General features: G+C 64.8%; 29 protein-coding genes. 4 read left to right on the forward strand and 25 right to left on the reverse strand.

What is annotated here, in order from left to right; all coding sequences use genetic code 11:
- Positions 1-62: 62 nt before the first annotated feature.
- The 17 genes from ccmE to Q1V57_RS08325 all read right to left on the reverse strand — a co-directional run bounded on the left by ccmE (position 63) and on the right by Q1V57_RS08325 (position 13929).
- A complete protein-coding gene (gene ccmE / locus Q1V57_RS08245; RefSeq protein WP_300529532.1) occupies positions 63-518 on the reverse strand; it encodes a cytochrome c maturation protein CcmE in 456 nt (151 codons plus the stop codon).
- On the reverse strand, positions 505-1173 hold the full coding sequence (locus Q1V57_RS08250; protein WP_300529533.1) for a DUF938 domain-containing protein: 669 nt from the start codon (positions 1171-1173) through the stop codon (positions 505-507). The genes ccmE and Q1V57_RS08250 overlap by 14 nt, the downstream gene beginning before the upstream one ends.
- A 42-nt stretch (positions 1174-1215) precedes the next feature.
- Complete coding sequence (locus Q1V57_RS08255; protein ID WP_300529534.1) at positions 1216-2520, reverse strand: hypothetical protein; 1305 nt, start codon at positions 2518-2520, stop codon at positions 1216-1218.
- A gap of 112 nt (positions 2521-2632) precedes the next feature.
- Entirely contained in the window at positions 2633-4012 is a 1380-nt protein-coding gene (locus tag Q1V57_RS08260) for a sensor histidine kinase (RefSeq protein ID WP_300529535.1), read from the reverse strand.
- Positions 4009-4686, reverse strand: coding sequence for a response regulator transcription factor (locus tag Q1V57_RS08265; RefSeq protein WP_300529537.1), 678 nt, complete (start codon positions 4684-4686; stop codon positions 4009-4011). Before Q1V57_RS08265 ends, Q1V57_RS08260 begins: the two co-directional genes overlap by 4 nt.
- A gap of 9 nt (positions 4687-4695) precedes the next feature.
- Positions 4696-5037 carry a PepSY domain-containing protein gene (locus Q1V57_RS08270; protein WP_300529539.1) on the reverse strand — a complete coding sequence of 114 codons (342 nt, stop codon included), beginning with the start codon at positions 5035-5037 and terminating at the stop codon, positions 4696-4698.
- Between the two features lie 64 nt (positions 5038-5101).
- Complete coding sequence (locus Q1V57_RS08275) at positions 5102-6040, reverse strand: DnaJ C-terminal domain-containing protein (RefSeq protein ID WP_300529541.1); 939 nt, start codon at positions 6038-6040, stop codon at positions 5102-5104.
- 69 nt (positions 6041-6109) lie between these two features.
- Positions 6110-9832: a glycoside hydrolase/phage tail family protein gene (locus tag Q1V57_RS08280; protein WP_300529543.1), complete on the reverse strand. Its 3723-nt coding sequence runs from the start codon at positions 9830-9832 to the stop codon at positions 6110-6112.
- Positions 9832-10275, reverse strand: a complete 444-nt coding sequence (locus Q1V57_RS08285; protein WP_300529545.1) for an NlpC/P60 family protein — start codon at positions 10273-10275, stop codon at positions 9832-9834. Before Q1V57_RS08285 ends, Q1V57_RS08280 begins: the two co-directional genes overlap by 1 nt.
- The gene (locus tag Q1V57_RS08290; protein ID WP_300529547.1) at positions 10272-10937 is read right to left on the reverse strand and encodes a DUF2163 domain-containing protein; all 666 of its coding nucleotides are present in this window, start codon (positions 10935-10937) and stop codon (positions 10272-10274) included. Before Q1V57_RS08290 ends, Q1V57_RS08285 begins: the two co-directional genes overlap by 4 nt.
- Before the next feature lie 4 nt (positions 10938-10941).
- A complete protein-coding gene (locus Q1V57_RS08295; RefSeq protein WP_300529549.1) occupies positions 10942-11565 on the reverse strand; it encodes a DUF2460 domain-containing protein in 624 nt (207 codons plus the stop codon).
- Positions 11562-12071, reverse strand: a complete 510-nt coding sequence (locus tag Q1V57_RS08300; RefSeq protein ID WP_300529551.1) for a phage tail tape measure C-terminal domain-containing protein — start codon at positions 12069-12071, stop codon at positions 11562-11564. The genes Q1V57_RS08295 and Q1V57_RS08300 overlap by 4 nt, the downstream gene beginning before the upstream one ends.
- Positions 12068-12247: a phage tail assembly chaperone gene (locus Q1V57_RS08305; protein ID WP_300529553.1), complete on the reverse strand. Its 180-nt coding sequence runs from the start codon at positions 12245-12247 to the stop codon at positions 12068-12070. The genes Q1V57_RS08300 and Q1V57_RS08305 overlap by 4 nt, the downstream gene beginning before the upstream one ends.
- A complete protein-coding gene (locus Q1V57_RS08310; protein ID WP_300529554.1) occupies positions 12244-12504 on the reverse strand; it encodes a GTA-gp10 family protein in 261 nt (86 codons plus the stop codon). The genes Q1V57_RS08305 and Q1V57_RS08310 overlap by 4 nt, the downstream gene beginning before the upstream one ends.
- The gene (locus Q1V57_RS08315) at positions 12504-12920 is read right to left on the reverse strand and encodes a phage major tail protein, TP901-1 family (RefSeq protein ID WP_300529556.1); all 417 of its coding nucleotides are present in this window, start codon (positions 12918-12920) and stop codon (positions 12504-12506) included. The genes Q1V57_RS08310 and Q1V57_RS08315 overlap by 1 nt, the downstream gene beginning before the upstream one ends.
- Entirely contained in the window at positions 12917-13336 is a 420-nt protein-coding gene (locus Q1V57_RS08320) for a DUF3168 domain-containing protein (protein ID WP_300529558.1), read from the reverse strand. Before Q1V57_RS08320 ends, Q1V57_RS08315 begins: the two co-directional genes overlap by 4 nt.
- Positions 13333-13929, reverse strand: coding sequence for a phage head-tail connector protein (locus Q1V57_RS08325; RefSeq protein WP_300529560.1), 597 nt, complete (start codon positions 13927-13929; stop codon positions 13333-13335). The genes Q1V57_RS08320 and Q1V57_RS08325 overlap by 4 nt, the downstream gene beginning before the upstream one ends.
- On the opposite strand from Q1V57_RS08325, the gene Q1V57_RS08330 reads away from it, so the two are divergent.
- Entirely contained in the window at positions 13928-14146 is a 219-nt protein-coding gene (locus Q1V57_RS08330; RefSeq protein ID WP_300529562.1) for a hypothetical protein, read from the forward strand. The genes Q1V57_RS08325 and Q1V57_RS08330 overlap by 2 nt on opposite strands.
- Positions 14143-14490 (forward strand): hypothetical protein, encoded by a 348-nt coding sequence (locus tag Q1V57_RS08335; protein ID WP_300529564.1) that lies wholly within the window; start codon positions 14143-14145, stop codon positions 14488-14490. Before Q1V57_RS08330 ends, Q1V57_RS08335 begins: the two co-directional genes overlap by 4 nt.
- On the opposite strand, the gene Q1V57_RS08340 is transcribed toward Q1V57_RS08335, so the two are convergent.
- From Q1V57_RS08340 to Q1V57_RS08365, 6 genes are all read right to left on the reverse strand, one after another.
- A complete protein-coding gene (locus Q1V57_RS08340) occupies positions 14487-15701 on the reverse strand; it encodes a phage major capsid protein (RefSeq protein ID WP_300529566.1) in 1215 nt (404 codons plus the stop codon). The genes Q1V57_RS08335 and Q1V57_RS08340 overlap by 4 nt on opposite strands.
- 15 nt (positions 15702-15716) lie before the next feature.
- Positions 15717-16142 (reverse strand): HK97 family phage prohead protease, encoded by a 426-nt coding sequence (locus Q1V57_RS08345; protein ID WP_300529568.1) that lies wholly within the window; start codon positions 16140-16142, stop codon positions 15717-15719.
- Positions 16139-17191 carry a phage portal protein gene (locus tag Q1V57_RS08350; RefSeq protein ID WP_300529570.1) on the reverse strand — a complete coding sequence of 351 codons (1053 nt, stop codon included), beginning with the start codon at positions 17189-17191 and terminating at the stop codon, positions 16139-16141. Before Q1V57_RS08350 ends, Q1V57_RS08345 begins: the two co-directional genes overlap by 4 nt.
- A 29-nt stretch (positions 17192-17220) precedes the next feature.
- Positions 17221-18453, reverse strand: coding sequence for a terminase family protein (locus Q1V57_RS08355; RefSeq protein ID WP_366145108.1), 1233 nt, complete (start codon positions 18451-18453; stop codon positions 17221-17223).
- Positions 18416-18907 carry a hypothetical protein gene (locus Q1V57_RS08360; RefSeq protein WP_300529572.1) on the reverse strand — a complete coding sequence of 164 codons (492 nt, stop codon included), beginning with the start codon at positions 18905-18907 and terminating at the stop codon, positions 18416-18418. The genes Q1V57_RS08355 and Q1V57_RS08360 overlap by 38 nt, the downstream gene beginning before the upstream one ends.
- Positions 18908-19522: 615 nt before the next feature.
- A complete protein-coding gene (locus Q1V57_RS08365; RefSeq protein ID WP_300529574.1) occupies positions 19523-19717 on the reverse strand; it encodes a hypothetical protein in 195 nt (64 codons plus the stop codon).
- A 598-nt stretch (positions 19718-20315) separates the two neighbouring features.
- Between Q1V57_RS08365 and Q1V57_RS08370 the strand changes: the two genes are divergently transcribed.
- Positions 20316-20981 carry a transposase gene (locus Q1V57_RS08370; RefSeq protein ID WP_300529576.1) on the forward strand — a complete coding sequence of 222 codons (666 nt, stop codon included), beginning with the start codon at positions 20316-20318 and terminating at the stop codon, positions 20979-20981.
- Between the two features lie 235 nt (positions 20982-21216).
- Here Q1V57_RS08370 and Q1V57_RS08375 read toward each other — a convergent pair whose 3' ends face one another.
- On the reverse strand, positions 21217-21711 hold the full coding sequence (locus Q1V57_RS08375) for a YcgN family cysteine cluster protein (RefSeq protein WP_300529578.1): 495 nt from the start codon (positions 21709-21711) through the stop codon (positions 21217-21219).
- Positions 21712-21805: 94 nt separating this feature from the next.
- Between Q1V57_RS08375 and Q1V57_RS08380 the strand changes: the two genes are divergently transcribed.
- Positions 21806-23779 carry a PBP1A family penicillin-binding protein gene (locus Q1V57_RS08380; RefSeq protein ID WP_300529580.1) on the forward strand — a complete coding sequence of 658 codons (1974 nt, stop codon included), beginning with the start codon at positions 21806-21808 and terminating at the stop codon, positions 23777-23779.
- Here Q1V57_RS08380 and Q1V57_RS08385 read toward each other — a convergent pair.
- Positions 23713-24582, reverse strand: coding sequence for an ion transporter (locus Q1V57_RS08385; protein WP_300529582.1), 870 nt, complete (start codon positions 24580-24582; stop codon positions 23713-23715). The genes Q1V57_RS08380 and Q1V57_RS08385 overlap by 67 nt on opposite strands.
- Between the last annotated feature and the right edge of the window lie 84 nt (positions 24583-24666).

The raw sequence follows: 24666 nt of genomic DNA on the forward strand, positions 1-24666 counted from the left end.
GTTCTGGAGAACAGCTAGTGATGTGAACGCAAAACGCAACTCATCATCCAATGACGATCACGTCATCGCGTGCCGGGCTCACCCTCTTCACCCTGCCAGGTACCCGCTTCACGCAAGGCCTCAGCCACTTCCGGCGGCATGTAGGTCTCGTCATGCTTGGCCAGAACCGTTTCTGCAGCAAAGCGGCCTTCCTCGGTCATCCGCCCCTCGGCAACCACCCCCTGCCCCTCACGGAACAGGTCGGGAAGGATGCCGAAATAGGTGACATCCACGCTTTGCGCGCCATCGGTGATGACGAAGACGAAACCGTCATTCTCCGCATCCCCGACCGAGCCCTCGGCGACCAGTCCACCGACCCGGATCCGCTCCCCGACAGCCGGCGGTTCGGAGGCCAGCTCGGACGGGCTGTAGAAAAACACCACCGCATCGCGCAAGGCGAACAGGCCAAGAGCCACGGCGGCAATCAGAACCGTCCCGGCGGCAGCAATAGTGGCAAGACGGCGATTACGATGACGCATCAGCGAGAACTCCGGTGCGGAAAATCAGGGACAGGTTATTGGCAGGCATTTCGATGCGCTGCAGCTGATGAAAAGCGATTTCGCCCATCAGCGACCGAACTTCCTCAAGCTTGCGCACGCCCCAGTCTGGATTGCGGGCCTTGAGGCTGCGGTCAAAATCGAGATTGGACGGCGCGGTCAGCTCACCCTCCTGGAACGGGCCGTAGAAATAGACCAGACCGTGCGGCGCCAGCATGTGTTGCGCGCCCTCGGCGATCGACAAGGCGACCTCCCAGGGGGCGATATGGATGACATTCATGGACACAATGGCGTCAAACGGGCCAAGCCCGTCCATCCAGCCCGGCCGGGCCAGGTCCAGCGCCAGGGCCGGCTTCATCCGCCCGTCGAAGTCTGACCCCCAGGCATCCTGGCTCAGGCGCGATGCCGGGTCCGGATCGCTGGGCTGCCAGACGACGTCAGCACGCAGGCCGAGCAGCGTTGCGGCGTGTTCGCCGGTACCCGAACCGATCTCCAGCACCCGCGCATCAGCCGGTAGGGCCTCAGCGAGGACCTCGGCGATGGCATGCCGGTTGCGCCCGGCGCTGGGCGAAAACAGGCGCTCCGCCTCAGTGCGGCGGGCTTCCAGTGCGGGCGGGGTATCGGATGATGCGCTCATACGCCTGAACTAGGCGCTCACCGGGCTATGCGCAAGCGGACGCTATGCCGCGGCTGCATTGCCCCGGCGCCGGAGCGTGGCTGCGACCTCATCGGCATCAGAGATAGCCAACAAGCGGGCCGTGATCTCCAGGCCCTCGCGTGCAACATTGCGGTTCTGGCCTTCGCTCTCGGCGACAAGGTCAACGAGCAATTCACCCGCATCCTGCATCCGGTTGACCGCCTCGGTGGAGATCCGCTTCTGCGAGCTGGCAATGGCAGCCGCCGTCGCATGCTCGCGCGCCTTGGCGGTGAAATACAACAAGCCCTCAGCACGATCGATAGCGCTGTCGGGCGGCAGTTGAGCGGGAATAATGCGCCCGGACTTGCCGCGCCGCGGCTCAGGCAGGCCGGAGTCGAGGGCCAGCGGGACCTTGGCCAGGATTTTCTCGACATGCATGGAGGCTTCAGCCCGTAGCGAGAACAGTGACTGCCCCCAGCGGCCGGCCTTGCGAATGCCGAACTCCTGGGTCATCCCGACCGAGAAATTGACGAACTGGTCGAACAGCTCGTAGGTCGCCTTGGCTTCTTCCAGGGTTGCCGGCGGTGATTGCAGGCGGGACGCGAAGTATCCGGTATCGGCCAGGACCGCATCGCCAACCGCCGCCAGCTCCGTCTTGGAGACAACGAGGTCATCGCCGCGCTTGCCGATCCGTTCGATGACCCGGAAAATCTCCCACGGCCGGTCGAGGCGGCCCATCGTGATGATGAGCACCCAGACCGCCGCATCCGGCGCAGTTTCCATCATCCCGTCATGGATCTTGTGCAGCCGGGTACACAAATCCTCATCGAGATCGAAAATCTTCGGCGGAATGCGCGACATGGCTTCGTCGATGGCCTGGCTGTTGCGCAACAGGATCACGGCATCCCGCAGCATGGCGCCGCCATCACCACCAAAGCGCTTGGCCAGAGCCGTCATGTCCTTGGGAACCCGCTCGGCCTTGTTGACGCCATCTTCCAGCGCATCGGCGAGCTTACCGCGGAATTCATACCAGATCGGTTCAGAAGGCGGCTGTTTGCACTTCTTCGCCATCTCGACCACATCCTTGGCCAGCTGGCGCCCAAGCCACCCCCACATTTTCGAAGTCTGCTCCGGGCTGAAGCGGGCCCGCGATGGCGGGGTCGTGGCCGGATCACCGACCAGCGGCTTCAAGGGTGCGAGGAGATAAGCCTTGGCTGAATCACCCGCCGGCTCCTGGATCGCGGTCTGCAATTCCTGGAACACTTCAACCAGCCGTTTGGAGTTGGGATCAGTGGCTGCCGCTGCACGCGCCGACGCCGCGAGCGCATCGCGCATATGCGCAGGCATGCTGCGCCAAAGCGCTTCTAGCTTTGCTCTCTGAGACGGCGATAATTTAGCCATGATGGCGGTGAAACTCCGGATTTCACGCCATTTTCCGCCAGATACGGTTAACGAGGCTTTATCGTGCAGTGGCCGGTAGTATCACACGCGCGCACAACCCGCCCAGTTCGGACCGGGACAGCTCGACATGGCCGTCATAGGCTTTGGCCAGATCGGTGACGATGGACAGGCCGAGCCCGGAGCCCGGGGCCTGTTCATCCAGACGAACACCGCGCTGCAGAGCACTCTCGCCCTCCTCATCGGTCAGTCCGGGACCATCATCCTCGATCAGGATTTCCAGCTCGCGTTCGGCACTGCGCCGGGCCGTGATGCGCACCGCGCCGGTGGCCCATTTGCAGGCATTATCGAGCAGGTTGCCGATCATTTCTTCCAGGTCCTGGCGCTCGCCGCGAAAGCCGAGCCCATCGGACAGCTCGGTCGCGATGGAGACACCGCGGCGGGCGTAGATTTTCTCCAGCGTACGCGCCAGATCGCCGATCACACCGGCGACCTCGGTGCGGGCACCGATCGCCTTGGCGTGTGCCGCCGCTCGGGCCCGGCGCAAATGGTGATCGACCTGTTTGGCCATCACACCGGTCTGGCGCTCGACAATCTCGGCCAGCTCGCCGTCGGAGGCGCGGCTTTCATTGGTCAAAACGGCGATCGGGGTTTTCAGCGCATGGGCGAGATTGCCGACATGGGTGCGCGAGCGCTCGACCAGTTCACGGGAGTGATCAAGCATGGCATTGAGCTCATCGGCCAGCGGCTGCAGCTCGTCCGGGAATTGACCATCGACCCGTTCGGCATGCCCTTCACGCACTTCGGACACGGAATTGCGCATGCGAATCACCGGCTCCAGGCCGATGCGGACCTGGAAGAAGACACCGGCGGCGATCGCGGCGGCAAAGCCAAGGAACATCAAGGCCGAGGTGATCGCGAAATTGCGCACCTCACGGTCGGCGGGGCGGCGGTCCTCGGCAGCCAGCATGACGACGAAATCGGGACGGTTGGGCAGTTGCACGGCCTGCAGCACGACGCGCAGCGGCTCTCGGTCCGGCCCCTTGGTATCACTGGAGATAATCTCGCCGGGCGCCGCGCGAGCCTGTTCCAGAAGCGGAGGCGGCACGGCCAATTGCTCATCCCAGAGCGAGCGTGAGACGACCAGAACCCGGGCCGGCTGGCCCTCGGCGACATCAACGATTTCCCAGTACCGGCCTGAAAAAACCCGGGCATAGGCCGGGTCTGACGGACGCCGTGCAAGAGCGACATCGCCGCCCGGATCGGTCTCCGCCGCGGCCACCAGCGCCCCGACGACGCTGGTCAGACGGTCATCCATGGTGCGCAGGACATTGCGTTGATAGAGCACGCTCAGGGCGATGGCGCCGAGCAGCAACAGGACCAGCGCCCAGGCGGCTGCCCCGGCGAACAGACGGAAGGCGAGCGAGCCCGTCCGCCTCACGAAACCGGTCGAGCCACCGGATCGACCAGCCGGTAGCCAAGACCGCGCACGGTCTCGATCCGGTCAGAACCGATCTTCTTGCGCAAACGCCCGACAAAAACCTCGATCGTATTGCTGTCGCGGTCGAAGTCCTGGTCGTAGATATGCTCGACCAGCTCGGTCCGGGAGATTACCCGGTCCTGGTGGTGGGCGAGATAGCTGAGCATGCGAAACTCGTGCGAGGTCACCTTGACCGGTGCGCCCTCGATAAAGACCCGTGCGCCGCGCGTATCAATGCTCAGGGCACCGCATTCAATCGTCGAGGAGGAATGCCCCGCAGCGCGGCGCGTGAGGGCGCGCAGGCGGGCGAGCAATTCCTCGGTATGAAAGGGCTTGGTGAGATAATCATCGGCCCCGGCGTCGAAACCGGCGACCTTTTCCGACCAGCGATCACGCGCGGTCAGGATCAGCACCGGGAAGTCGCGCCCGTCCGAGCGCCAGCGCTCGAGTACGGTCACACCGTCGAGCTTGGGCAGGCCGAGATCGAGTACAACGACATCATAGGGCTCGGTATCGCCGAGAAAATGGCCGTCCTCACCGTCCAGGGCCACATCAACGGCATAACCGGAATCTTCCAGGGCGCGGCCCAGCTGACGGCTCAGATCCGGATCGTCTTCGACAATAAGTGCGCGCATATTCGCTCCCTAGCCTCTCGATATTACGCGGCCGGTCCGCGCATCCAATACCACATCGATGCGCCGGCCATTATCGACCATAACCTTGACGACGAAGCGCGGCTCGCGATCGCGTACCAGTTCGACATCGAGGATATCGCCATTGGGATACAATTCGCGCGCAATGGCACGGGCCCGGCGGGCCGGGATGGTTTCACCGCTTTCGCGGCTCCGCCTTGCCTCTCCCGCCGTAAAGCGCTCGCTTTGACCCGCCAGGGTCACCATGAGCGCATCGACCGGCCCGATGGCATGGGCGGCCGGGGTGTACATTCCTGCGACAAGAGCTGTGATAATGACCAGTTTTCTCAACATGACACACACATTTGCTGATAGCCGCTGAACCCGGCCTGAACGACACCCTAACAGATCCTTGCGCTCAGGACTGCAGCCCTTTGCGCGGATTATAACCGCTCGGCGGCGACCAGGTCTGCAGAAACTCCTGCAGCGCTTCGTCGCGCTCGGGCAGCGCCACCATCAGTCGGATGATCTGATCGCCGCGCTTGCCGCCACTTCCCGCAAATCCCTTGCCACGCAGGCGCAGAAGCCCGCCGCTCGAGGCGCCGGCTGGAACCCGCACCTCAACCATGCCGTCAATCGTCGGCACGCGCACCTTGGCCCCCAGCGCCGCCTCCTTGAGCGAGATCGGCAAATCAAGGCGCACATCCTGGCCATCACGGGAAAAGAATTTGTGCTCGGCGACATCGATCTCGACCAGCACATCGCCGGGCTGACCGCCCATGCGTGAGGGATGACCCTGGCCGCGCAACCGCAGGACCTGACCCTGCGAAGCACCGGCCGGCACGGCGATATCGACCGACCGTCCGCCGGGCACAACGACGCGATGCTTGCCGCCCTGGGCCGCTTGCATGAAATCCAGCCTCAGGGTCTGGCGCACATCCTCGCCCTTGCTGCGCGGCGGTTGCTGCGCTGCCCCGGCGCCGCCGCTGGCACCCGTGAACAGGTCGGAGAAAATATCGCCCAGGTCCTCAAAACCGCGGCTGCCGCCAGTCCGGGTCTGGCGGAAATTGAATGGTCCGCGCTGGCCGCCCATGCCGGCACCGCCCATCCCCGCCCCCATTCCGGGCTGGTATTGCGAACCGAAACCGGCCCGGGCCGCAGCATCATAATCAGCCCGCTTGTCGGCATCGGAGAGCAGGTTGAAGGCGGCCGAGACCTGTTTGAACTTTTCTTCCGCCGCCTTGTCGCCCGGATTGGCATCCGGGTGCAGCGCCTTGGCCAGCTTGCGATACGCCTTGCGAATCTCATCCTGGGAGGCGGATTTGCTCACGCCGAGCGTCTTGTAGGGATCTTCCATGCGCGGGGTCCGTCGGGCCTGTCTACCCCCTGCATGTAAGCGTCTTCGCGCCAATCGCAAAGGCCGCCCTCACAGCGTGATGTCAGCGCGGGCTGAAAGTTCGGGACCATACTCGCGGGAAATCTGCGCCACCGACAGGTTCAGCCCGCTGGCCGGCAGATCCAGAGCCGCCAATGCGCCCTGCCAGAAGGGCTGTTCGACCCGCTCCTGCAAGATAACGCCCGACGGCCCGGACAAGGTCAGCTGATAGGCCTCTTCGGCCTCGCCGAGCGGGACATCCGCTGCCACCCAGTTATCGCCATCGACACGCGTCCGGCGCACCCAGCTGGCGAGCAGCATGTCTCCGCTCCGCCGCCAGCGCAGGTGCACTGGCGCATAACAGCGCAAACCACGCCGCTGTGCCGTGACCACCTCCATCCCCGCGCTCGACTGCGCACTGCCAGCGGGCCAGGCCCGCAGCGTGACATCCAGGCCGGTCTCGTGCGCCGCGAGCGCGACGGGCACCAGCGCATGATCGAGCACGACCAGTCGCGCGCCCATCAAAGCGCCCTGGGGCGAACTCCCCGCCTGCCCGCGCAACAGACCCGTTAAACGGTAGCACCGCTCGCCGATCAGTTCGGCGCGGGCAAAATCAAGCACTTCCCACTCGCCCTCGGCCTGTTCGACCGCGATGCGATTGCGGCCGGCGAGCACATCGCGCCCGTCACGGCTGTCCAATTGCCCGCCATAAAGCGCCACCTCGATGACCCCGGCACGGTCCCAATACCCGGCGGGGCCCGGAGCCAGATCGGCAAGCAGCTCCCCCATAATGCCCGGTTGCAGCGCCTCGCCGCGGGGATCGAAATGGACCGCATCGGTGGAGATGGCCAGCGCGACCGGGGCCGACCAGGGCGCTCCGAAACACGCCGCCAGCAATCCCTCAGGATGGCGATCAATCAGCGCGATCTCGGGCCGGGCCGGCGGCAGCGGCGGGTCTGCAGCGACCCCGGCCTGGCTGCCGGCGAGCGTGGGACCGGCATGCGTCGCAAGCTGCAGCTGCGCGGTGCGGGCGCTGTCTCCCTGCACCGCTGTGATCCGGTAGTCCTGCCCCTGAAAACCGATCCTGTCGCCCGGCTGCACCCCCAGTGCCGAGGGCGGCAGACCGATCACCAGGCCGGACCGGGCCATCGACGTGCGCGCAAAGTGACGCTCTGCCCAGTCTTGCGCCAGGGACGGGTCGGCCAGGACAGGTGCCGAAACGGTCTCGACCCCCGCCCGTCCAGCCGCCTGGCGGGCGCTGGCGACAGCCGGCATATAGTCGGCGCTGTCATCTATATAATAGAGGCGCGTATCGCGGCTGTGATCATCCATCGCCCCTTGGCGCACCTGAACATCACCGCCATCCATGACCCGGCCATCGCTCAAGACATAGGCATCCGCCGGGCGGCCTGCGGACCGGATATCGAGACCGCTGGCGGTCTCGATGACGCTGAGATCGAACAACTCCACAAGGGGGGCAAGCGCTGAGCGGCCCGAGCCGGCCTGCCCCAGCACATAGCCGGAGACCAGATCGTCCACGGCGGTCACATCAACGCCCGCAATGGCGCAGTCCGCCGCGATATCAGCGACGATCTCCGCCACCGGCACCAGACCGGCCCGGCCGTTGAGCCAATGTCCCAGGCGCCAATTCGCCCCGTCAGCCCAGATCTCGCTGCGGGCGGGAAAGTCCGGCCAGGGCCGGGCATCAAAAGCCCAGACATGGATCCAGTCCGCTTCAATCATCGCCGCGCCATAGAGCGGCGATACCGGATTGTGCGGGCCGCTGGCCGACCAGTGCGCCAGCAGCGCCTCCAGCCCCCGGCGCTGGATCAGGTCATCCCGCTCGCCACTGGAAAAATGCGGGAGTGCACTTTCCGCGCTCTTGGGGTCAAAAAACACATTGGGCTGGTTGGCGCCCTTGTCGGTTGCCGGCAAACCGATCTCGGTCAGCCAGACCGGCTTGCTCATGGGCACCCAGCCGGTCGGCGCCGTAGTCCGGACCCCGCCGGGCCGGTCATGATGGGGCGATGACCACCAGCTCACCAGGTCCTTCACGCGCCAGATCCAGGCCTCCCCCTGACCATCTGTGATCGCCGTTCGATCCTGATTGGCCCGATCTTCTTCGGATGCGTAATACCAGTCAAAACCCTCACCCCCGGCGATGTTGGCTGCGAGATAGTCCCGGTCATGCGGCGAGCCGGCCGCCGCATCGGCATGGCTCTGCCCATCGCGCCAGTCCGACAGCGGTGCATACCAGTCGATGGCCACGGCATCGATCGCGGGATCGGACCAGAGCGGATCAAGATGGAAGTATTTTTCTCCGTTCGAACCGGTCCCGCCATACTCGGTCCAGTCCGCCGCATAGGACAGACGGGTATTCGGCCCCAATAGCTGGCGGGCCTCTGCCGCCAGGGTTCTGAGATGATCAACGGCGGGAAAGTCATCGCCGTCCCGGGAGGTGGTCAATCCGATCATTTCAGAACCGATCAGGAACCCCTCGACCCCGCCGGCGGCCTTGGCCAGAGCCGCGCAGTGCAGGATGAAGCGATTGAAGCGCCACTCGGCCGGCCCGTCATAGGCCACCTCCTGTTCGGAGACGGCAAAATCGGACGCCCGCGCCGTACCGAAGAACTGCGCCACATCTGCGCCCACGGCTGGCGACCCGGCCGCCGTGATCCGGCCGCGCCAGGGAAAGGCCGCCTGCTCGGCACCGCCATAGGGATCCGGACGGGCATTGCCCGGAGCGATATCCATCAGCACGAAAGGATAAAGGATGACGCGAAAACCGCGCGCCTTGAGTTCGCCGATCAGAGCCATCACGCCGGCATCATCCGGAGTACCGCCATAAACCGGCCGGTCACCGATCTGGCTGATCAGGTGCGCGCTTTGTCTGTCGGCCCCCGCGACCATCCAGCTGACCGGCCGGGTCAGCTTGTCGCGCCGCTCCACTCCGGGGTGCACCTCGCATGCACCACAGCGCAGATCAGTGCCGAACCAGGCGATGATCAGCTGGATGGAGCGGCAGGCGGGCAGATCTCGCTCGAGATCATCAAGCGCCGCAAGAACATCAGTCAAACCCCTCCCGTTATTGATATTTTCTGCCTGCTCTTCACCCGGACCAAGGCGCGCAAAAACCGGCTCCGGTGACAGCGCGAACTCGCCAGATCCGGGGATGAGATTGATGCCCTGAAGCCGGCGCTCCAGCCCCGCCGGATCGCGTGCCGCCCGGAACACCTCGAAGGACAGGTTGGGAATGCGATGACCGAATTCGTCCAGCGGCAAGTCTTCAAAAACGACATAGGCCGTTCCGCGAAATGCGGGCGCATCTGCGCCTTCCGTGGCGGCAATGACAGCGTCGGGCAATTGCGTTTGCGTGCCGCGATACAGGCGCGCCGTGTAGCGGCTGAGATCCAGCAAGGCGCCATTGGCCCAGATGCGGCCAAGGCCGGATATTTCTCCCTCACAGAGGCCGACGGCGAAGCTGATGGAATAGCTGTAACGGGTCTGGCGCGGTCCACCCTTGCCGCCGGTTTCCTCACGCGCTTCGCGATAGCGCGAGGCCCAGATCACCTGCCCGGCGATCCGCCCGCGCCCCCACAATCGCGGCATGGGTGCACCATCGCTGGACGTCTGCACCGGCAGCTCCGGCATGCGCGGGCCAGTTACTTCGGGAGCGAATAATGTATTCAAGCCCCATTGCACAGCATAGCGCGCGCCCCAGTTTACCAGGATGCGGCCAAGATTGACCCCGGCGGTCAGAAGCAATTGTCCCATCAGATCTTGATCTCCGGAAAACGGAAACAGGCGGCCTGGCGGCGCATCCACCAGCGGGTCAAAGCGGTTTCCGTCACGGCCCGTCCCCAATAGGCATGGATAATCCAGCCGGGCCGTGAGAGCACCGCGCAATGCCGCGCCGGTCCATCCAGGCGCGGGCGAAACAAAAGGACGTCGCCCGGCAGAGGGGTAAAGGGATCAATCTCGATCAGATGCCGGCGTGCCGCGAGAAGCAGGCTCTCGCCTTCCCCCTCCTCGGCCCAGCCCGGCGCATAGGGCGGGACCGGTTCGGCCTCTTCGCCATAGAAGGCGCGCCATACACCCCGGACCAGACCGAGACAGTCACTGCCCCGGCCGCGCAGCGAGGCCTGGTGCTGGTAGGGCGTTCCGATCCAGCGCCGTGCCTCAGCCGCGATCAGCTTGCCCTGGCCGGCGGCACTCATCCGCCCAGCCCCCGGGAGCTGCCATCGCGGCGCGTCTCGCTTTGCGGCGCGGCGATCAAGACATCATTGCCGATCATGTAGGGAAATCCGCGAAATTGGAGGCTGTTGCCAAAGCGGTCACGGCAGGTTGAAAACGCGCCATCACAGCCGCTGGAAAAACCGGGATGAGAGGCTGTAACACCGCAGCGCGCATCACCGAGAACGGCGTCACATCGGCGGGAAAACACCCGCCCGGTGGTGCGCTCCAGCCGGTGCGCGGGACCGAGCCATTGCGCCTCGAAACGCCCGTCCCGGCGGCGCACCTCGCCCAGCTCGCCGCTGGCGATATGGACCCGCTCATCCGGGCTGGACCAGTCGAGCCGCCACAGCTCCACGCGGGCGCCGCTCCACAGCCCGTCCTTGAGATCCGCCTCGCTGAGGACATCGGCATCCAGCGCTCCGGCGAGATCGGCCTGGCCGGGCGCCAGCCCCTCAGCCGTTTCCAGATCGGCACCGCCAAAACCGCTGCCGGCGCGATAGATCAGCCCGTCGATCAGCAAATCGCGGTCGTGATCGGTGAAACCGAAGACCTGGCCGTCACGGCGCTCGACCCGCCAGCCCCAGCACAGCGTGGTCACGCCGCTATCAAGCGCGGCCTGGAAATGTGGTGACAGTGTCAGCATGAGCTCACCCGATAAGTTCGAGAATGGGCAGGCGGGAGAGCGTCGCCGCCTCGACATGATCGCGCTGGAAATCGAGCCGGTCGGTGTCAAAGCGCGCCGGACACTCAAAGATGAAACCGGCAGTTACCGGCATGCCCGCCGCGGGCGGTACGGCGAAACTGATCACGCCGGTTGCCGCATCACAGCTGATCGCACTCTCAACCCCGTCCACAGCCGCCCGCACGCTCGCCTCGACCGGCTTGGTGACCGGGCGAGTCCAGTCATGGCCGCCATGGGCATAGGTCTTGGTCAGCGCGAACTGGGTTTGCACACCGTCACCGGTGCCAATCACCTGGTCGAGCGGAGCGGGATCGCGGTTCGGGGCACAGGACTTGTGATCGAAGGGATCGCGGAAACGGAAACCGTGCAGCGGGCCGCGGCGGGCCTCGAAAAAGGCAATCAGCGCATCGGCATCGGCCAGGCTTTGCACGCCCGGCGCTACATCCCAGCGTCTGCGGCTGTGCTGCCAGGGCGTGTTGCGCTCCTCGCGGCCCGATACCAGTGGCACGATTTCGGTGCGCCGCTCCGGCCCGCCCACCGCGCCCAGCGCGATGCGAAAGGGAAAGCTGACCTCGTGAAACCCGCTCATAGATACCGGCTCCCCCGGGCCACGGCGCGGGCCAGGGCGCGGGAGATACGCCCCTCTTCCCGCTCCACCCCGGCCGCATCGCTGCCCGCGGCGAGATGGATATTGACGGTGATGGCGCGACCGGCGGACTGGGAGATCTCGCCGCTATGCGCGGGGGTGAAGACTTCCGGGCCGTGCTCGCCGACGAGATAGCGTCCGCCCGCGGTCACCGGACCGCCCTCGGCGCGGGCGCCATCAAGCGGCGGGGTAATCGCGCGCTGCAACCAGCCCTCGATCGGAGCGAGAACCAGGCGCTCGGCACTGAGCCGGGCAAGATCGGCGAGGATGCGCTCGGTCATGCGCTCGAAACTGTCGCCACCGGACCGCGCAGCGCGTTCCAGCGCATCCTCGATCTGCCGCCCGGCCCGGGTAAAGGCATCCTCCAGCGCTTCGGCCGATTGCGGCCCCGCCTCGTCCGCCCAATCGCCCAGCGCTGCGCCGGGCGGATCAAATCTGTCGTTTGTCATGGGACCTCGTCAGGGTATTTCGCACACAAATCATTCAGCCCGGCGCGGGCCAGCGGCCGCGCCGCTTCGGAGGCCGTCAGGGCCCGCCATTCCGGCAGGCTGAGCTGCCAGAACACCGCCGGCGTGAGACCGCGGCTCAGGGCCCAGCGCAGGGCCATTTGCCAGGCCGGGCTCACTCGCCCCCCGCCTGCAGACAGCGCGCGACGGCATCGGCCGCCGCCTCCGGGGCCAGCGGCCAGGCGGCGACATCAGCCTCATCAAGGACATGACCGCCCCCGCGCGCGAGCAGGGTAAGAAGGCGCACCAGCTCCCCGGTGCTCAGCCGGCTGACCGGACGGGCTTCCAGCTCGGCCAGTGCGCCCAGTGTCAGGCACAGCCGGTAGCGCCGGTCCGCAACGACCAGCTCGACCTCGCCACGCTGCGCATTGGCCATCAGATGACCTCGGCGCTCAGGGCACCGGCGGAGGACAGGGTCATCGACCACACCGCCTCACCATCATGCCGGCCGCTATAATCCAGCGCCGCGATCAGGAAGGGTCCGGTCAGGCGGACGAAATCGGGGATGATCAATTGCCAGTTCGGCGCCGCCTGATCGAAAAAGGCCTGCCGCAGCCGGGCATCTGCCGCCGCATCGGTGAACACGCCCGCCCCGGAGACGGTACAGGCCTTGATGCCACTGCCGGCGAGCAGTTCGCGCCAGCTGCCCAGGCTCTGGTCATGGGTGATATCAACCGGACGGGCATTGAAGGAGAGCGTCCGCGTGCGCAGACCGGCGACGGAGAGGAACCCCTCCGGTACGCCGCCATCGCCGATCTTGATCAGCATGTCTTTTCCCGCCTGGACGGTCATGGGGCCACCTCTTCTGTGATCTGTTGCGTGAGCACGCGCAGCCGCACCAGGCCGCGCTGGATGCGGGGATTGGCGGTCTGGAAAACGTCGGTGTAGACGGGCTCGAGGGTCATCAGCACGGTTCCGGCCGGCATGACCGGCGACAGATCGCGCAGGATGGAGCGCAATTGCCCGGTCACCGCCGCCGCATCGCCATCACGGCACCAGACATCCAGCGTCAAACGGCACTCGGTGAGATCCACCCCCTCTGCCCCGCGCGAGAGCAGGGTCATCCGCCCCCAGCTGGCATGGGGAAAGGCGAGATGGCGCGAGCGGCTGGCGGCCAGGCGAAGCGGATCGCCGAGCAGGGCCCGGGCGCCGGCATTGGCGGCCAGCGCGGTCTCTACAGCGGCCCGGATATCTTTCAGCGCGCTCATAGCGACACCCGCCGCCAGGGTGCGATCAGGCTGCGCACCGGGCCAGGCAGCCCGTCCTGGATGCTGCCCCCGTTGCTATTGCCATCGGTAAACAGGCTCGCCGCGAGCACTTCTACCGCTTCCCGCAAGGGGCCGGGCACACTGTCCGCGGTATCGCCATAACCGGCCCTAAAGCGGATTGCGATCCCGGCGGCAGGGCGGCCCGCTTGCGGAAACACGCTGTCCGGGCGCAACACGATCCGCCCCGGCTCCATGGCGCTGTCGATGAAATACGCGCTGGCCGGCCAGAGCGCGCTGGAGCCATCTGCCGCCGTGATGGTCACGCTCTCGACCGCGATCAGAGGTGGTTTGAGCAGTTTGAACTGGGTCGCGAATGCACACAGGCGGCCATCGCCATCCCAGCTATCGCGCGTTTCCAGCCAGGTCTGGGTGAGAAACACGCGCCCGGTTTCCCGCTCGACCCGCTCGCGGGCAGCCGATATCAAGTGCGACAGGCGCTGATCGTGACCATTGTCGCTGATCCTCAGGCGCAGTTTAAGGCGTGCCAGATCGACCGGCTCTGAAGCCGGGGGCACAAGGAGTGACAGGGACATGGGGGAAACCTCTCAAGACACGAGCCGGCCGCCACGCTCACGCGGCCCGCGATATCTGGGTTATGCGGCGATCCTGTTTGCGCTCTGGGCCGCGTTCGACAGCTATTCCAGCCAGGAACTCGCCCTCGGCCCGCTGGCGCTTATGCTGCTGGCCGGCGGCGCCGCCGTGTTCTGGCGCGGCTATGACACCAAGAACCCGCCCGGTGGCGACGCATGACACCTGTGCGCATCAATGCCGCCCTCGCCTGGATCCTGGCCTTCGGCTTGTCGCTCTTGCTGACCGGAGCGGCGGGTTATGGCGTGCTATGGGCGATCAGCGCGGTAACGGGCATGGACATGCCCAACCCGGTCGCCGATGGCCGCCTCGTTTTTGCCTGGGCGCTGCCGGTCCTGGCCGCCACCGCTTTCATTGTGCGGCCACTGGAGAACCTGGTCCGGCGGCATGGGTATGAGCTCAACTCGGTCGAGACCGAGCACCAGCTGGACGGCGCCGACGACATCGCCGACGCCGCCGCAGCCGCCCTGCAGGCGCGCATGGAAGACGAGCTCAAGCGGCGCTAGCTCAGGCCGAATTTCAGCAGTTTGATGGCGTTGAAATCCTGCACGCCGCCGCCGACCCGCTTGGTGGTGTAGAACAGCACGTAAGGCTTGGCGCTGTAGGGATCCCGCAGCACCTCAACGCCCTGGCGGTCGATGATCAGATAGCCCTTGGCGAAATCACCAAAAGCGAGCGCGAAACTGTCCGTGCCGATATCGGGCATGTCTTCGGCCTCGACGACGGGATAGCCCAGCAGGGTCGAACTGCCCGCCTCGCTCAGCGAGGGCTGCCAGAGATAATGCCCGTCCGCATCTTTGAACCGGCGCACGGCGGAAACGGTGCGGCGGTTCATCAGGAAACGACCATTGGCGCGATACCCGCTCGCCGGGGCATAGACGAGATCGATCAGGGCATCGCCGGGATCACTGGCGGCAAACCCGCCGGCCACACCGGTGGCGACATAGCCCAGCTCGCCCCAGCTCTGCACCCCGTCAGCCGCCATGGTATAGCTCATCAGACCGCGTGGCTTGTTGACGCCATCACCGGAGATGAAGGCCGCGCTTTCCTGGGCCGCGAAGACATCGCGCACTTCTTCCGCCAGCCATTGGTCCAGATCAACCATGGCATCGTCGAGCAATTGCTGGGTCGCCGCCGGCATGGCGTAAAGCTCGGCCGCGGGAAAATCGAGCAGGTCGAGGCTGGGCGATGCCGTTTCCGGCCGGGCCGCGGTTTCGCTGACCCAGCCGGCCGCCGCACCCCCGCGCGAAATCGGTTTGCGGAACAATGAAGCCGAGGTCTGGCGCACACTGGCGATGGAGCGCATCGGCGAAGCCTCGCCGAGCAGGCGCTCAATGCGGTTTTCCGTTTCCTGGGGCACGACATAACCGCCATCGACGGCACTGCCGGCGCTCATCGACTTGGCTTCAGCCAGCACGGATGCGTCACCGGTGCGCAGATAACTCTGCCAGCCCGGTTGCGCCGTCATGGCCTGGGCGCCCAGCGGCGCCCGCTGATCATTCAGGTGCAGCCGGTCGAGCGCGGATTTTTGCTGGTCGAGGGCGGCATCGATACGCGCGACCTTTTCCTCCAGCAGGACATCGGCGCTGTGACGCGCCTCGATCTCGCCGAGGCGATCATCATTGGCCTGTTTGAAGGCCTCGAACGTCGCCAGCACTTCACCCAGAGCGATACGGGTTTCCGCCGAGACCGCGGGCATTTTGGTTTCCTGGGTCATGGATCCTCCTTGGATCTAGGCCGCAAGGGCCGGTTGAGGGGTAAGCTGGAGCCGCGCCTGCGGCAGCAGGGGGAAGGTCACGACGGAGATCTCGAACAGATCGATCGCCGCGAGATAGCGTCCGCGCGGACGGCGCGGGCGCGAACGCCGGGTGCGAAACCCGATCGACAAACCGTCTACGGCCCCGCGTTTGACGAGGGCCTGGGCGCTGCGCCCCCGGGCGGTTTCGCCAAGGATTTCGCCGCGCACGCGCAGGCCTTTTGCGTCTTCGACAAGCGCGCGCCAGACGCCGATGGGCTCGCCCGGGTCGTGCTGGAACAGCATCGGCACGCTGCGCCCCTGCCTCAGCGATTGCGCGAAGGCGCCGGTCAGCACGACATCGCCGGACAGATCGGCCAGACCGAACAGGCTGGCATAGCCTTCAATGATGAGACCGCTCATTTCCCGTCCTCCGCCTGCAGCGGCGCGGCCGAGATATCCGCTTGCACTGATACGGTTTCGCCCATCCACGGACGCAGCCACACCGTCATCGCCCCGGCACATTTGCGCACCAGGGGCAGCACGGTCTGGCGCCAGAAGGCGAGCTGCGCCTCCTTGTAATTCGCATACGTATTATCTCCGGGCAGCCCCAGCAGAAGCGGCGGTACGCCCAGCGCCAGGGCGATCTCGCGGGCGCTTTCGCGGCGCGCATCAATGAAATCCATATCCGCCGGAGACAGCGCCATCGGCTTCCAGTCCAGCCCGCCTTCGAGCAGGAGTGGCCGCCCGGCATTGCGGGCACCGCTATGGGCGTCTAGCAATTGCGCCTTGAGGCGTTCGAACTGGGTTTCGCTCAGCCGGCCATCCTCGCCGCTAACCACCAGCGCGCCGGACGGCCGCGCCGCATTATTGAGCAAGGCCCGGGCCCACTCCGATCCGCCATTGTGAAAATGGATGGCCTCAGCCGCCGCCGAGAGCGGTGACAGGCCGTAATAATCATCGCCGGGATGAAACAGACGCATGTGGAAAACCGCGCTGCGCCCGCTCAGCGCGTCGCGCACAAAGCGCCGTCTGCGCGAGCCCGTCGCATACTCCCAGCCCGCCGGCCAGCCCTTATCGCCCGGCAGGACGCGGACACGGTCCGGCCTGAGGGCAAACAGGCCACGCGGCTCTTCCTCCAGGCTGACCAGTTCGAGATAGGCATTTCCCGCCACCTGTAGATAACCGTAAAAACTCTCCCACAGCTCAGCCCCCGCCTGGTCCGGATTGGGGCTGTCCAGCAAGGCCTGGACAGCCCGGTCTTCGCTGGTCAGGGGAATGGAAGCCGCAGCTTCGGCAATCAGCCGGACACAGCGGTGGGCGATGGCATTGCGCTCATATCCGGCACGGGTCAGCGAGGGGATGTCGCGGGCCAGGGAGGCATGGCTGCCGGCCAGGCTGATCCCGGACAAGGCCCGTGCAGGCACGCTCTTTCCCTCCGCGCCGGTGAGCCGGGCGAACCAGTTGGGCATGATCATCATCCTTTAAAAAGTTGGCGCTGTCAGAGCGGACGCAGGCGCGGTGAGCGGCGCCGTTGCAGCAAGAGCTCGGTAATGGCCCAGACCAGGGCATCGACACGGTCGGGGCTTTTGGCAGAGCTTCGGGACACGGTCTCAGGCGCCCCGAACGCACACATCTGATCGACAAGCGCGGGGAAATGCCCGGCATGGCGAACCCGTCCGGCGGCATAAAGCGCGGCGACCGGTTCTGCCCGCGCGCGCTTGCCGCGCGAGGCGTGCACCAGCTTGACCGGCAGGCCGGCATGTTCGGCCTGCAACACGCTGCGCACCATCTCACCGCCCTGATTGGCCTCGGCGACCACGGCATCGGCCTTGAAGGTCTCGAACGCCTCGGCCGCGCGCCGGGCCCAATCCGCCGGAGCGGCCGGACCGAAGGAGAGATCGGCGAGGACACAGGCGGTGCGCCCGATGCCCTCGCCGCAGGCGGACGCCACCACAATGCCGCACTCCGCGCTCTGCGCACCGCCGCTGGCCGGCGGATCGAGCGCGATGATGATCCGCTCGGCCACGTCCGGCGCGGTCATCACACACGCTTCCAGGGCCGGGCGCTGCCACAACGCCCCCTCGGGATCATCGATCAGCTCACCGTCCAATTCCTGCCGCCCCAGCGCACTATCGCCATAGGCCGCCTGCATGGCGGCGACAAAGCCCGGTGCCAGATTGTCGGCATTCTTCACGGTCGGCTGTTGTGTCTCGACCACGCCGGGCGCAGCCCGCAGGTTTTTCAAGGCCGGGACCGGCCGCGGCGTAGTCGTGATCATGATCCGAGGCTGCCGGCCCAGCCGCACCGCCATGCGCAGGGTATCGAGTGCCTTCTGCGGGTCGGGCCAGGCGGCAAACTCATCGCACCAGGCGATCTCGAATTGCGGCCCGCGCAAACTGTCCGGGTCTTCGGCGGAAAAAGCCTGGGCAATCGCCCCGCAGGGCCAGACCAGGCGCCGCCGGCTGGCCTCATAGCGCGGCCGCTGATCCGGCGGGCCGAGCCGCAACAGGCCGGATTCCCCATCAATCATGACCTCGCGTGTATCGGCCAGGGCCGGGCCGACAAGGGCCACCCGGCGGCGGCCGGCAATGATCTGGGCGCGGACCCATTCCGCGCCGGCGCGGGTCTTGCCCGCCCCGCGCCCGCCCATGAAGAGCCAGATCAGCCAGTCGCCGGCGGGAGGTTTCTGTGCGTCACTCGCCCATTCGATCCAGGCATGCAGCTTGTCGATCTGCTCCTGCCGCGAGAGCGTCCGGACCCAGCGATTTCTGATCTCGCGCCGCTGCGAGACGATCGAGGTGATCGATGAGTTCCGCGCCGGGATCGTCAATGTCGCCGATATCCCCCGCCCCGCTTGCCTCGACCGCGTTATTTTTCCTGCCATTGCGTGCCACAAATCCCTCCAGATCGCGGGCTGCCCGTGCGGCCATGGTTATGCGCCGCAAGCGCTTTTCCGCGTTTTCGTCATCACCCTTATCCATGGCCGCGCGGGCCAGGATAAGCTGGCGCACCAGGGTCCGGGACATGGCATCGCCGAGCGTGCGCTCCGCCGCGCGCAGCCCGGCGCTCAGCCTGCGCTGCACATAACCAAGCTCGCGCCCTTGTGCGCTGGCGATGGCTTGCGCGGTGATCTTGCCTGCAAGAAAGTCCAGCAAGTAGTCGTCCCACTGCGCCGTGCTCACCATCGCCCTGCCCCATTTCCGGCCATACCCAAATATAGCCGGGCGGCGTATGCGCTGGATTGTTTAGGGCAAGTGCCTGGAACTCGAAGAGGTTTGCCGGGACAGGCGGCGCTCTATACCCGCCGGGTCCGCGGCATCGGCCTAGCCTTCGCCCGCGTCAACACCCTCTACGGGCCATTCGAAACAGGGGCCACGCACCATTTGACGGCGCAGATGGAACTTGCGGGAGTGGAGTTGGTTTTTGGTGGCGGCTTCGCCGCGTCACCCACTCCCCCGCTTACGCGGGACCTCGCCCATCGAGGGCGAGGAGGGGCGCTAAAAACCTTGTCATCCCGGACGCAGGCCCGGACTTGATCCGGGCGGAGATCCGGGACCAAGCCTAGCGCATCGAGGTCCCTGATCTGCGCCCCGCGTTCGCGGGGCATCCGTCAGGGATGACAAGCGTATGTGGATAAACACAAGCCGCGAGAAGCGGAAAAAACGGGGCCACGCACCATTTAACGGCGCTGCACTCCCACAAGAACGAGTGTGAAATCAGTACGGAAAAATTGGTACGTGTCCCTGATTTTTACCGTAGCCGAAGCGGTCGTAGTCGCACCGCCTTCAAAGATCGTCCCCTCAAGAACCATCGCCCAGCTTTCTGAGTTCGAAAAACAACCAGTTTCCACCAATCAGAAATGATGCAGCCCCAAAGCCCAAAAGTACGAGGAAAATGTCATTGGCGGCCTCCCAATATTGGATCAGGGAGTAGAAGGACAAGATCGGCGACGTTAGGACCACCAAGATCAAAACCGCTTTGATCAGTTTCCGCATTTCTCTGCCTCCAGACAGGTGCTCGACAATTCGCGCCCTTGAGTGTCTGTCCCAGAAAAACGGGGACACGTACCCCTTAATGGCGCGCTCCAAAAAACGGGGACACGTACCCTTTCATGGCGCGCTACCCTGCAAAACGAGTGAGAAATCAGGACGGAAAAATTGGTACGTGTCCCCGTTTTTTGCATGGCGCGCTACCCCGGCAAAATGAGTGAGAAATCAGTTCGGAGAAATTGGTACGTGTCCCTGATTTTTACCCGTCCCCCTTACCTTCATCTCTGTTCATGAATGTTGCTCGAAACCAAAAGTAGTTAACCACTGACACGAGAACAGCAATTAGGATCAAAGGCACGGACCACGCTCCGAGAAAATTGAACACTTCCATTCCTGCTACCTACCTTAATCTTCGCTGCACTGCCCGATGAACGTGACAGTAATAAAAGCCAAGAACAACACCAGAACGAGTGTGAAATCAGTACGGAAAAATTGGTACGGCCAAAAAACGGGGACACGTACCAATTTTCCAGCCCCGAACCACACCTCAAAGCAAAATACTCGCATGAGTTGCATTTCCGCGACACACTGATACCCTTTCAGCATGCCCCGCCGCGCCCGGATTGTCCTGCCTGGCTTCCCGCATCATGTGACCCAGCGGGGCAATCGGCGTCAGCAGACCTTCTTTGAGGACGCGGATTACGCCCTCTATCGCGACCTCATGGCTGCTGCCTGCGCCACCCATGGTGTGCGCTGCTGGGCCTGGTGCCTCATGCCCAACCATGTGCACCTCGTGCTCGAACCGGCCCGCGAGGATGCCCTCGCCCTGGCCGTCGGAGAGGCTCACCGGCGCTATACCCGGCATATCAATGCGCGCGAGGGCTGGACCGGGTTTTTATGGCAGGGCCGTTTTGCCTCCTGCGCCATGGATGAAAGCCACGCCCTGGCAGCGGTGCGCTATGTCGAAAACAATCCGGTCGCGGCCAAGCTCTGCGCGAAGGCCTGGGACTGGCCCTGGTCGAGCGCCGGCTTTCATGTTGGCGCCCGCCCCGACGGGCTGACCCAGTCCGCCCCTTGGCTCGACCGCATCCCCAATTGGACGCGCTATCTCGAGGACGGGGCAAGTGCCAAGGAAGACGCCCGTCTCGGCGACTTCACCCAGACCGGCTATCCGCTTGGGCAAGATGACTGGATTGACGCGCTGGAGACCAAATCGAAGCTGAGACTGCGACCGGGCCTGCGCGGACGGCCACGCAAGCCGGAGCGGTAAGGGGAAATGGGTACGTGTCCCTGTTTATTCGAGTGAGAAATCAGTACGGAGAAATTGGTACGCGTCCCTGTTTTTCGAAAAATTGGTACGTGTCCCGTTTTTTGCCGGAATTGGTACGTGTCCTCGTTTTTACGAGTGAGGAATTGGTACGTGTCCCCGTTTTTAGTGTCCCCGTTTTTTCAGAGCCGCCAGCGAAAAGGCTCGCTCAGCTGACCTATTTGATGAAAAACGACATCTAGGTAGCGCCCTCATTCGCGCCCCGCTCATCCCCATCATCATCCCCCTCTCCAGGCCACTCGACGATGTGGTCTTCCCAGTCGATCTCGTCGAGCTGGTCGTCGGGCACGGACACGGTCTGGCCGATCACCGACATGCCGGCCTTGTGCGTCGACATGGGATCGCCGGTGACAAGAGGATGCCAGTCATAGAGGTCCTTGCCCTCGGCAATGAGGCGATAGGCGCAGGTTTTCGGGATCCAGGGCAGCTCGTGCACGCTCTGAGGCGTCAGCACCACACAGTCGGGCACTTTGACCTTGCGGTTCGTGTAATCCTTGCAGCGGCAGGTCTCGCCATCAAACAGCTTGCAGGCGATGTCGGTTTCCAGCCGCAGGCCCGTATCCTCGTCTTCCAGCTTGACCAGACAGCACTTTCCGCACCCGTCACAGAGCGATTCCCACTCTTGCGGGGTCATCTCTGTAAGGGTTTTCATCTTCCAGAAAGGCCGTGACATAAAGGATCGCCTGATTTTCGCCGCTTTCGCGGAGCCTTAGACGGTGTAGCGGAGCGCGGCAAGGGATGCCGGCCCGCGCGCGGGGACAACAGGAATGAATATGGAGCCCTACCGGGCCGATCATATGATGGAGCGGCAACGCCGCGAACGCCGCAATCGTCTGATTGCCGGCGCCATTGCCGGTACGGTGCTGTTCTTCGGCATTATCGTGTCCGGCTCGCTCTGGCACTGGGCCTTCCATGACCTGCCCGACACGCCGCAAAGCGCTGCCGAGCTGTGGTCGACCCGGCGCGAACCCTCCGTGACCCTGCAGGACATGAATGGCGACGTGCTCGCCGTGCGCGGTCCGCTGTATGCCCGTGCCGTCGGGCTGGACACTCTGCCGGACCATGTGCCCAACGCTTTCCTGGCGATTGAGGACCAGCGCTTTTTCGATCATGCGGGTGTGGATTATCGCGGACTGATGCGCGCGGTCTGGACCAATATCGGTGCCGGGCGCTCGCTCCAGGGCGGCTCGACCATCACCATGCAATTGGTCAAGAACCTGATCTTGAGCCCGGAACGCCGCCTGCGCCGCAAGCTGCAGGAAATCCGCATCGCCTGGGCGCTGGAAGACCAGCTCAGCAAGACCGAGATCCTCGAGCTTTATCTCAACCGTATCTATCTCGGGGCCCGCGCCTATGGCGTCGAGGCGGCCGCCCAGCGCTATTTCGGCAAGTCCTCGACCCAGCTCGACCTGGCCGAAGCCGCCCTGCTGGCCGCCCTGCCCAAAGCCCCGAGCCGGCTGGATCCGACGGTCAATCTGGAAGCGGCCCAGGCGCGCGCCGCCATTGTGCTGGCCGCCATGCTGGAGGCGGGCTTTATCGACCAGGCTGCCCACGACCAGGCCCTGGCCAATCCGGCCGTACCCAGCGCCCCGCCGCTTGATCCCAATGCCGGTGTGACCTGGGGCCATGTCTTCGACTATGCCGTCGCCGAGGCCGACCGGTTGTTGATGAATGAGGACATTCCCGATCTCGTCATCCGCACCACGATCAATCCGGAACTGACCCGCGAGGCCCGCGCCGCTGCGCTGGGCGTGCTTGACGAACAGGGTGATGCGCTCGGTGCCAGCGAGGCAGCGGTCATGCTGCTGGCCCCGGACGGGGCGATCCGCGCCTTTCATGGCGGCCGCGATTATCTCGACAGCCAGTTCAACCGGGCGATCCAGGCCCAGCGCCAGCCCGGCTCGGCCTTCAAGCCCATCGTGTTCACCGCTGCCCTCGAGGCCGGCTATGACCCCTCCTCCGCCGTCTGGGACGAGCCGGTCGATCTGGAAGGCTGGACGCCGCAGAACTTCTCCGGAAACTATCGGGGCCTGGTGACGCTGCAGGAAGCGCTCAAGCGCTCGATCAACACGGTCGCGGCGCAGATCGGCGACCAGCTCGGCATTGAACAAATCGTCGAGACCGGCCAGCGCATGGGGATCCGCTCGCCCTTGCCGGCCCTGCCCTCGATTGCGCTCGGCGCAGCGGAAGCCAACCTGCTGGAACTAACCTCGGCCTATGCCGTGTTTGCCCGCGACGGCCAGCGTCATGAGCCCTATTTCGTTGTCTCACTGAGCAATTCGCGCGGTGAGGTGCTGTATGAGCACGAGGCAAGCGAGCCGGACCAAGTGCTGCGCTCCGAGGTGGCCCAGTCGATGTCGACAATGATGCAGGATGTCATTCTGACCGGCACCGGGCGCCGCGCCGCCCTGCCCGGCCGCGCCTCCGGCGGCAAGACCGGGACCAGCCAGTCCTTCCGCGATGCCTGGTTCATCGGCTTCACCGCCGACTACACCGCCGGGGTCTGGGTCGGTAATGATGATGACAGCCCGATGCGCGATGTCACTGGCGGCGGATTACCGGCGCAGATCTGGCAGCGTTTCATGCTCGATGCGCATGAAGGCCTGCCCGTCCGCCCGCTCAGCGCCGCCGCGCCGCGTACCCGTTCAGAACGTGAAGAGCGCCTGGCGGCGTTCTATTCGGAATTGTCCGATGCGTTTTCCGACCTGCTCGATCCGTCCGGTCCTGACGACGAGGATTGAAGCATAACGCCCAGCGCCCGCACTTCCGCCCGCAGATCGGCGAGCTCGCGGCGCAATTCCTCGCGTTCGGAATGGGCTTCCTCGCTGCGCATGTCCTCTTCATCGAAATGCTTGGCCTGCAGGCTGTCGACAATGATGGCGATGAACAGGTTGAGGACCGCGAAACTGGTCAGAACGATAAACACCAGGAAGAAGGCCCAGGCCCAGGGGTGATGTTCACGCACCGGGTTCTGCACTTCCGTGGCCCAGCCCTCCAGCGTCATCACCTGGAACAGGGTAATGGCACTTTCACCCAGCGAACCGAAGAGTTCCGGATTGCTCTGACCGAAGAGTTTCGCCGCCATCACCGAGGAGACGTAGAACATCAGCGCCAGCACGGCGATGATCGCGCCCATGCCCGGAATGGCCCGCAACAGGGCTTCGACCACCTTGCGCATTTCCGGCATCACCGAGAACAGACGGAAAGCCCGCAGGATGCGCAGCGCCCGCAGCACCGAGAAACCACCGGCATCGGGCAGGATGGACACCGAAATCACGACCAGATCGAACCAGTTCCATCCGGAAAAGAAGAAGCGATGGCGGTAGGCGATCAGCTTGAGGACGATCTCGAAGATGAAAACCGAGACGACAACGCGGTCGACAATGGGTAGCCCCTTGGTGAACCAGTCCCCCTCATAGGGATAGGTCTCCAGGCCCAAAGTGATGGCATTGAAGGTGATCAGGGCGAGAATAAAGTTACGGAAACCGGCGCTTTCCACGAAAGCGATCAGCCGATCATTCCAGCCGTCAGTCTTGGCAGTCATTGATTTCCCCATGCGAGAGCCATGAATTATCGCCGGATCAAGACAAGTTCAACGGGCATTTGAACCCTTTCTTAGCTCGGCCTT

Source organism: Maricaulis sp., assembly GCF_030149425.1.
Classification (GTDB): domain Bacteria; phylum Pseudomonadota; class Alphaproteobacteria; order Caulobacterales; family Maricaulaceae; genus Maricaulis.

Bases quoted from the DNA above. Each gene is read 5' to 3' on its own strand.
- Q1V57_RS08280 (WP_300529543.1), bottom strand. From the start codon at position 9,832: ATGGGACAATTGCTTCTGACCGCCGGGGTCAATCTTGGCCGCATCCTG.
- Q1V57_RS08360 (WP_300529572.1), bottom strand. From the start codon at position 18,907: ATGGTGAGCACGGCGCAGTGGGACGACTACTTGCTGGACTTTCTTGCA.
- Q1V57_RS08385 (WP_300529582.1), bottom strand. From the start codon at position 24,582: ATGACTGCCAAGACTGACGGCTGGAATGATCGGCTGATCGCTTTCGTG.
- Q1V57_RS08345 (WP_300529568.1), bottom strand. From the start codon at position 16,142: ATGAGCGGTCTCATCATTGAAGGCTATGCCAGCCTGTTCGGTCTGGCC.
- Q1V57_RS08265 (WP_300529537.1), bottom strand. From the start codon at position 4,686: ATGCGCGCACTTATTGTCGAAGACGATCCGGATCTGAGCCGTCAGCTG.
- Q1V57_RS08380 (WP_300529580.1), top strand. From the start codon at position 21,806: ATGAATATGGAGCCCTACCGGGCCGATCATATGATGGAGCGGCAACGC.
- Q1V57_RS08300 (WP_300529551.1), bottom strand. From the start codon at position 12,071: ATGACAAACGACAGATTTGATCCGCCCGGCGCAGCGCTGGGCGATTGG.
- ccmE (WP_300529532.1), bottom strand. From the start codon at position 518: ATGCGTCATCGTAATCGCCGTCTTGCCACTATTGCTGCCGCCGGGACG.
- Q1V57_RS08330 (WP_300529562.1), top strand. From the start codon at position 13,928: ATGGGGGAAACCTCTCAAGACACGAGCCGGCCGCCACGCTCACGCGGC.
- Q1V57_RS08375 (WP_300529578.1), bottom strand. From the start codon at position 21,711: ATGTCACGGCCTTTCTGGAAGATGAAAACCCTTACAGAGATGACCCCG.
- Q1V57_RS08365 (WP_300529574.1), bottom strand. From the start codon at position 19,717: ATGCGGAAACTGATCAAAGCGGTTTTGATCTTGGTGGTCCTAACGTCG.
- Q1V57_RS08310 (WP_300529554.1), bottom strand. From the start codon at position 12,504: ATGGCCAATGCGCAGCGTGGCGAGGTCGAGCTGGTCGTTGCGGACCGG.
- Q1V57_RS08340 (WP_300529566.1), bottom strand. From the start codon at position 15,701: ATGACCCAGGAAACCAAAATGCCCGCGGTCTCGGCGGAAACCCGTATC.
- Q1V57_RS08270 (WP_300529539.1), bottom strand. From the start codon at position 5,037: ATGTTGAGAAAACTGGTCATTATCACAGCTCTTGTCGCAGGAATGTAC.
- Q1V57_RS08350 (WP_300529570.1), bottom strand. From the start codon at position 17,191: ATGCCCAACTGGTTCGCCCGGCTCACCGGCGCGGAGGGAAAGAGCGTG.
- Q1V57_RS08335 (WP_300529564.1), top strand. From the start codon at position 14,143: ATGACACCTGTGCGCATCAATGCCGCCCTCGCCTGGATCCTGGCCTTC.
- Q1V57_RS08315 (WP_300529556.1), bottom strand. From the start codon at position 12,920: ATGACCGTCCAGGCGGGAAAAGACATGCTGATCAAGATCGGCGATGGC.
- Q1V57_RS08370 (WP_300529576.1), top strand. From the start codon at position 20,316: ATGCCCCGCCGCGCCCGGATTGTCCTGCCTGGCTTCCCGCATCATGTG.
- Q1V57_RS08290 (WP_300529547.1), bottom strand. From the start codon at position 10,937: ATGCTGACACTGTCACCACATTTCCAGGCCGCGCTTGATAGCGGCGTG.
- Q1V57_RS08250 (WP_300529533.1), bottom strand. From the start codon at position 1,173: ATGAGCGCATCATCCGATACCCCGCCCGCACTGGAAGCCCGCCGCACT.
- Q1V57_RS08320 (WP_300529558.1), bottom strand. From the start codon at position 13,336: ATGAGCGCGCTGAAAGATATCCGGGCCGCTGTAGAGACCGCGCTGGCC.
- Q1V57_RS08295 (WP_300529549.1), bottom strand. From the start codon at position 11,565: ATGAGCGGGTTTCACGAGGTCAGCTTTCCCTTTCGCATCGCGCTGGGC.
- Q1V57_RS08255 (WP_300529534.1), bottom strand. From the start codon at position 2,520: ATGCCTGCGCATATGCGCGATGCGCTCGCGGCGTCGGCGCGTGCAGCG.
- Q1V57_RS08275 (WP_300529541.1), bottom strand. From the start codon at position 6,040: ATGGAAGATCCCTACAAGACGCTCGGCGTGAGCAAATCCGCCTCCCAG.
- Q1V57_RS08325 (WP_300529560.1), bottom strand. From the start codon at position 13,929: ATGTCCCTGTCACTCCTTGTGCCCCCGGCTTCAGAGCCGGTCGATCTG.
- Q1V57_RS08285 (WP_300529545.1), bottom strand. From the start codon at position 10,275: ATGAGTGCCGCCGGCCAGGGCAAGCTGATCGCGGCTGAGGCACGGCGC.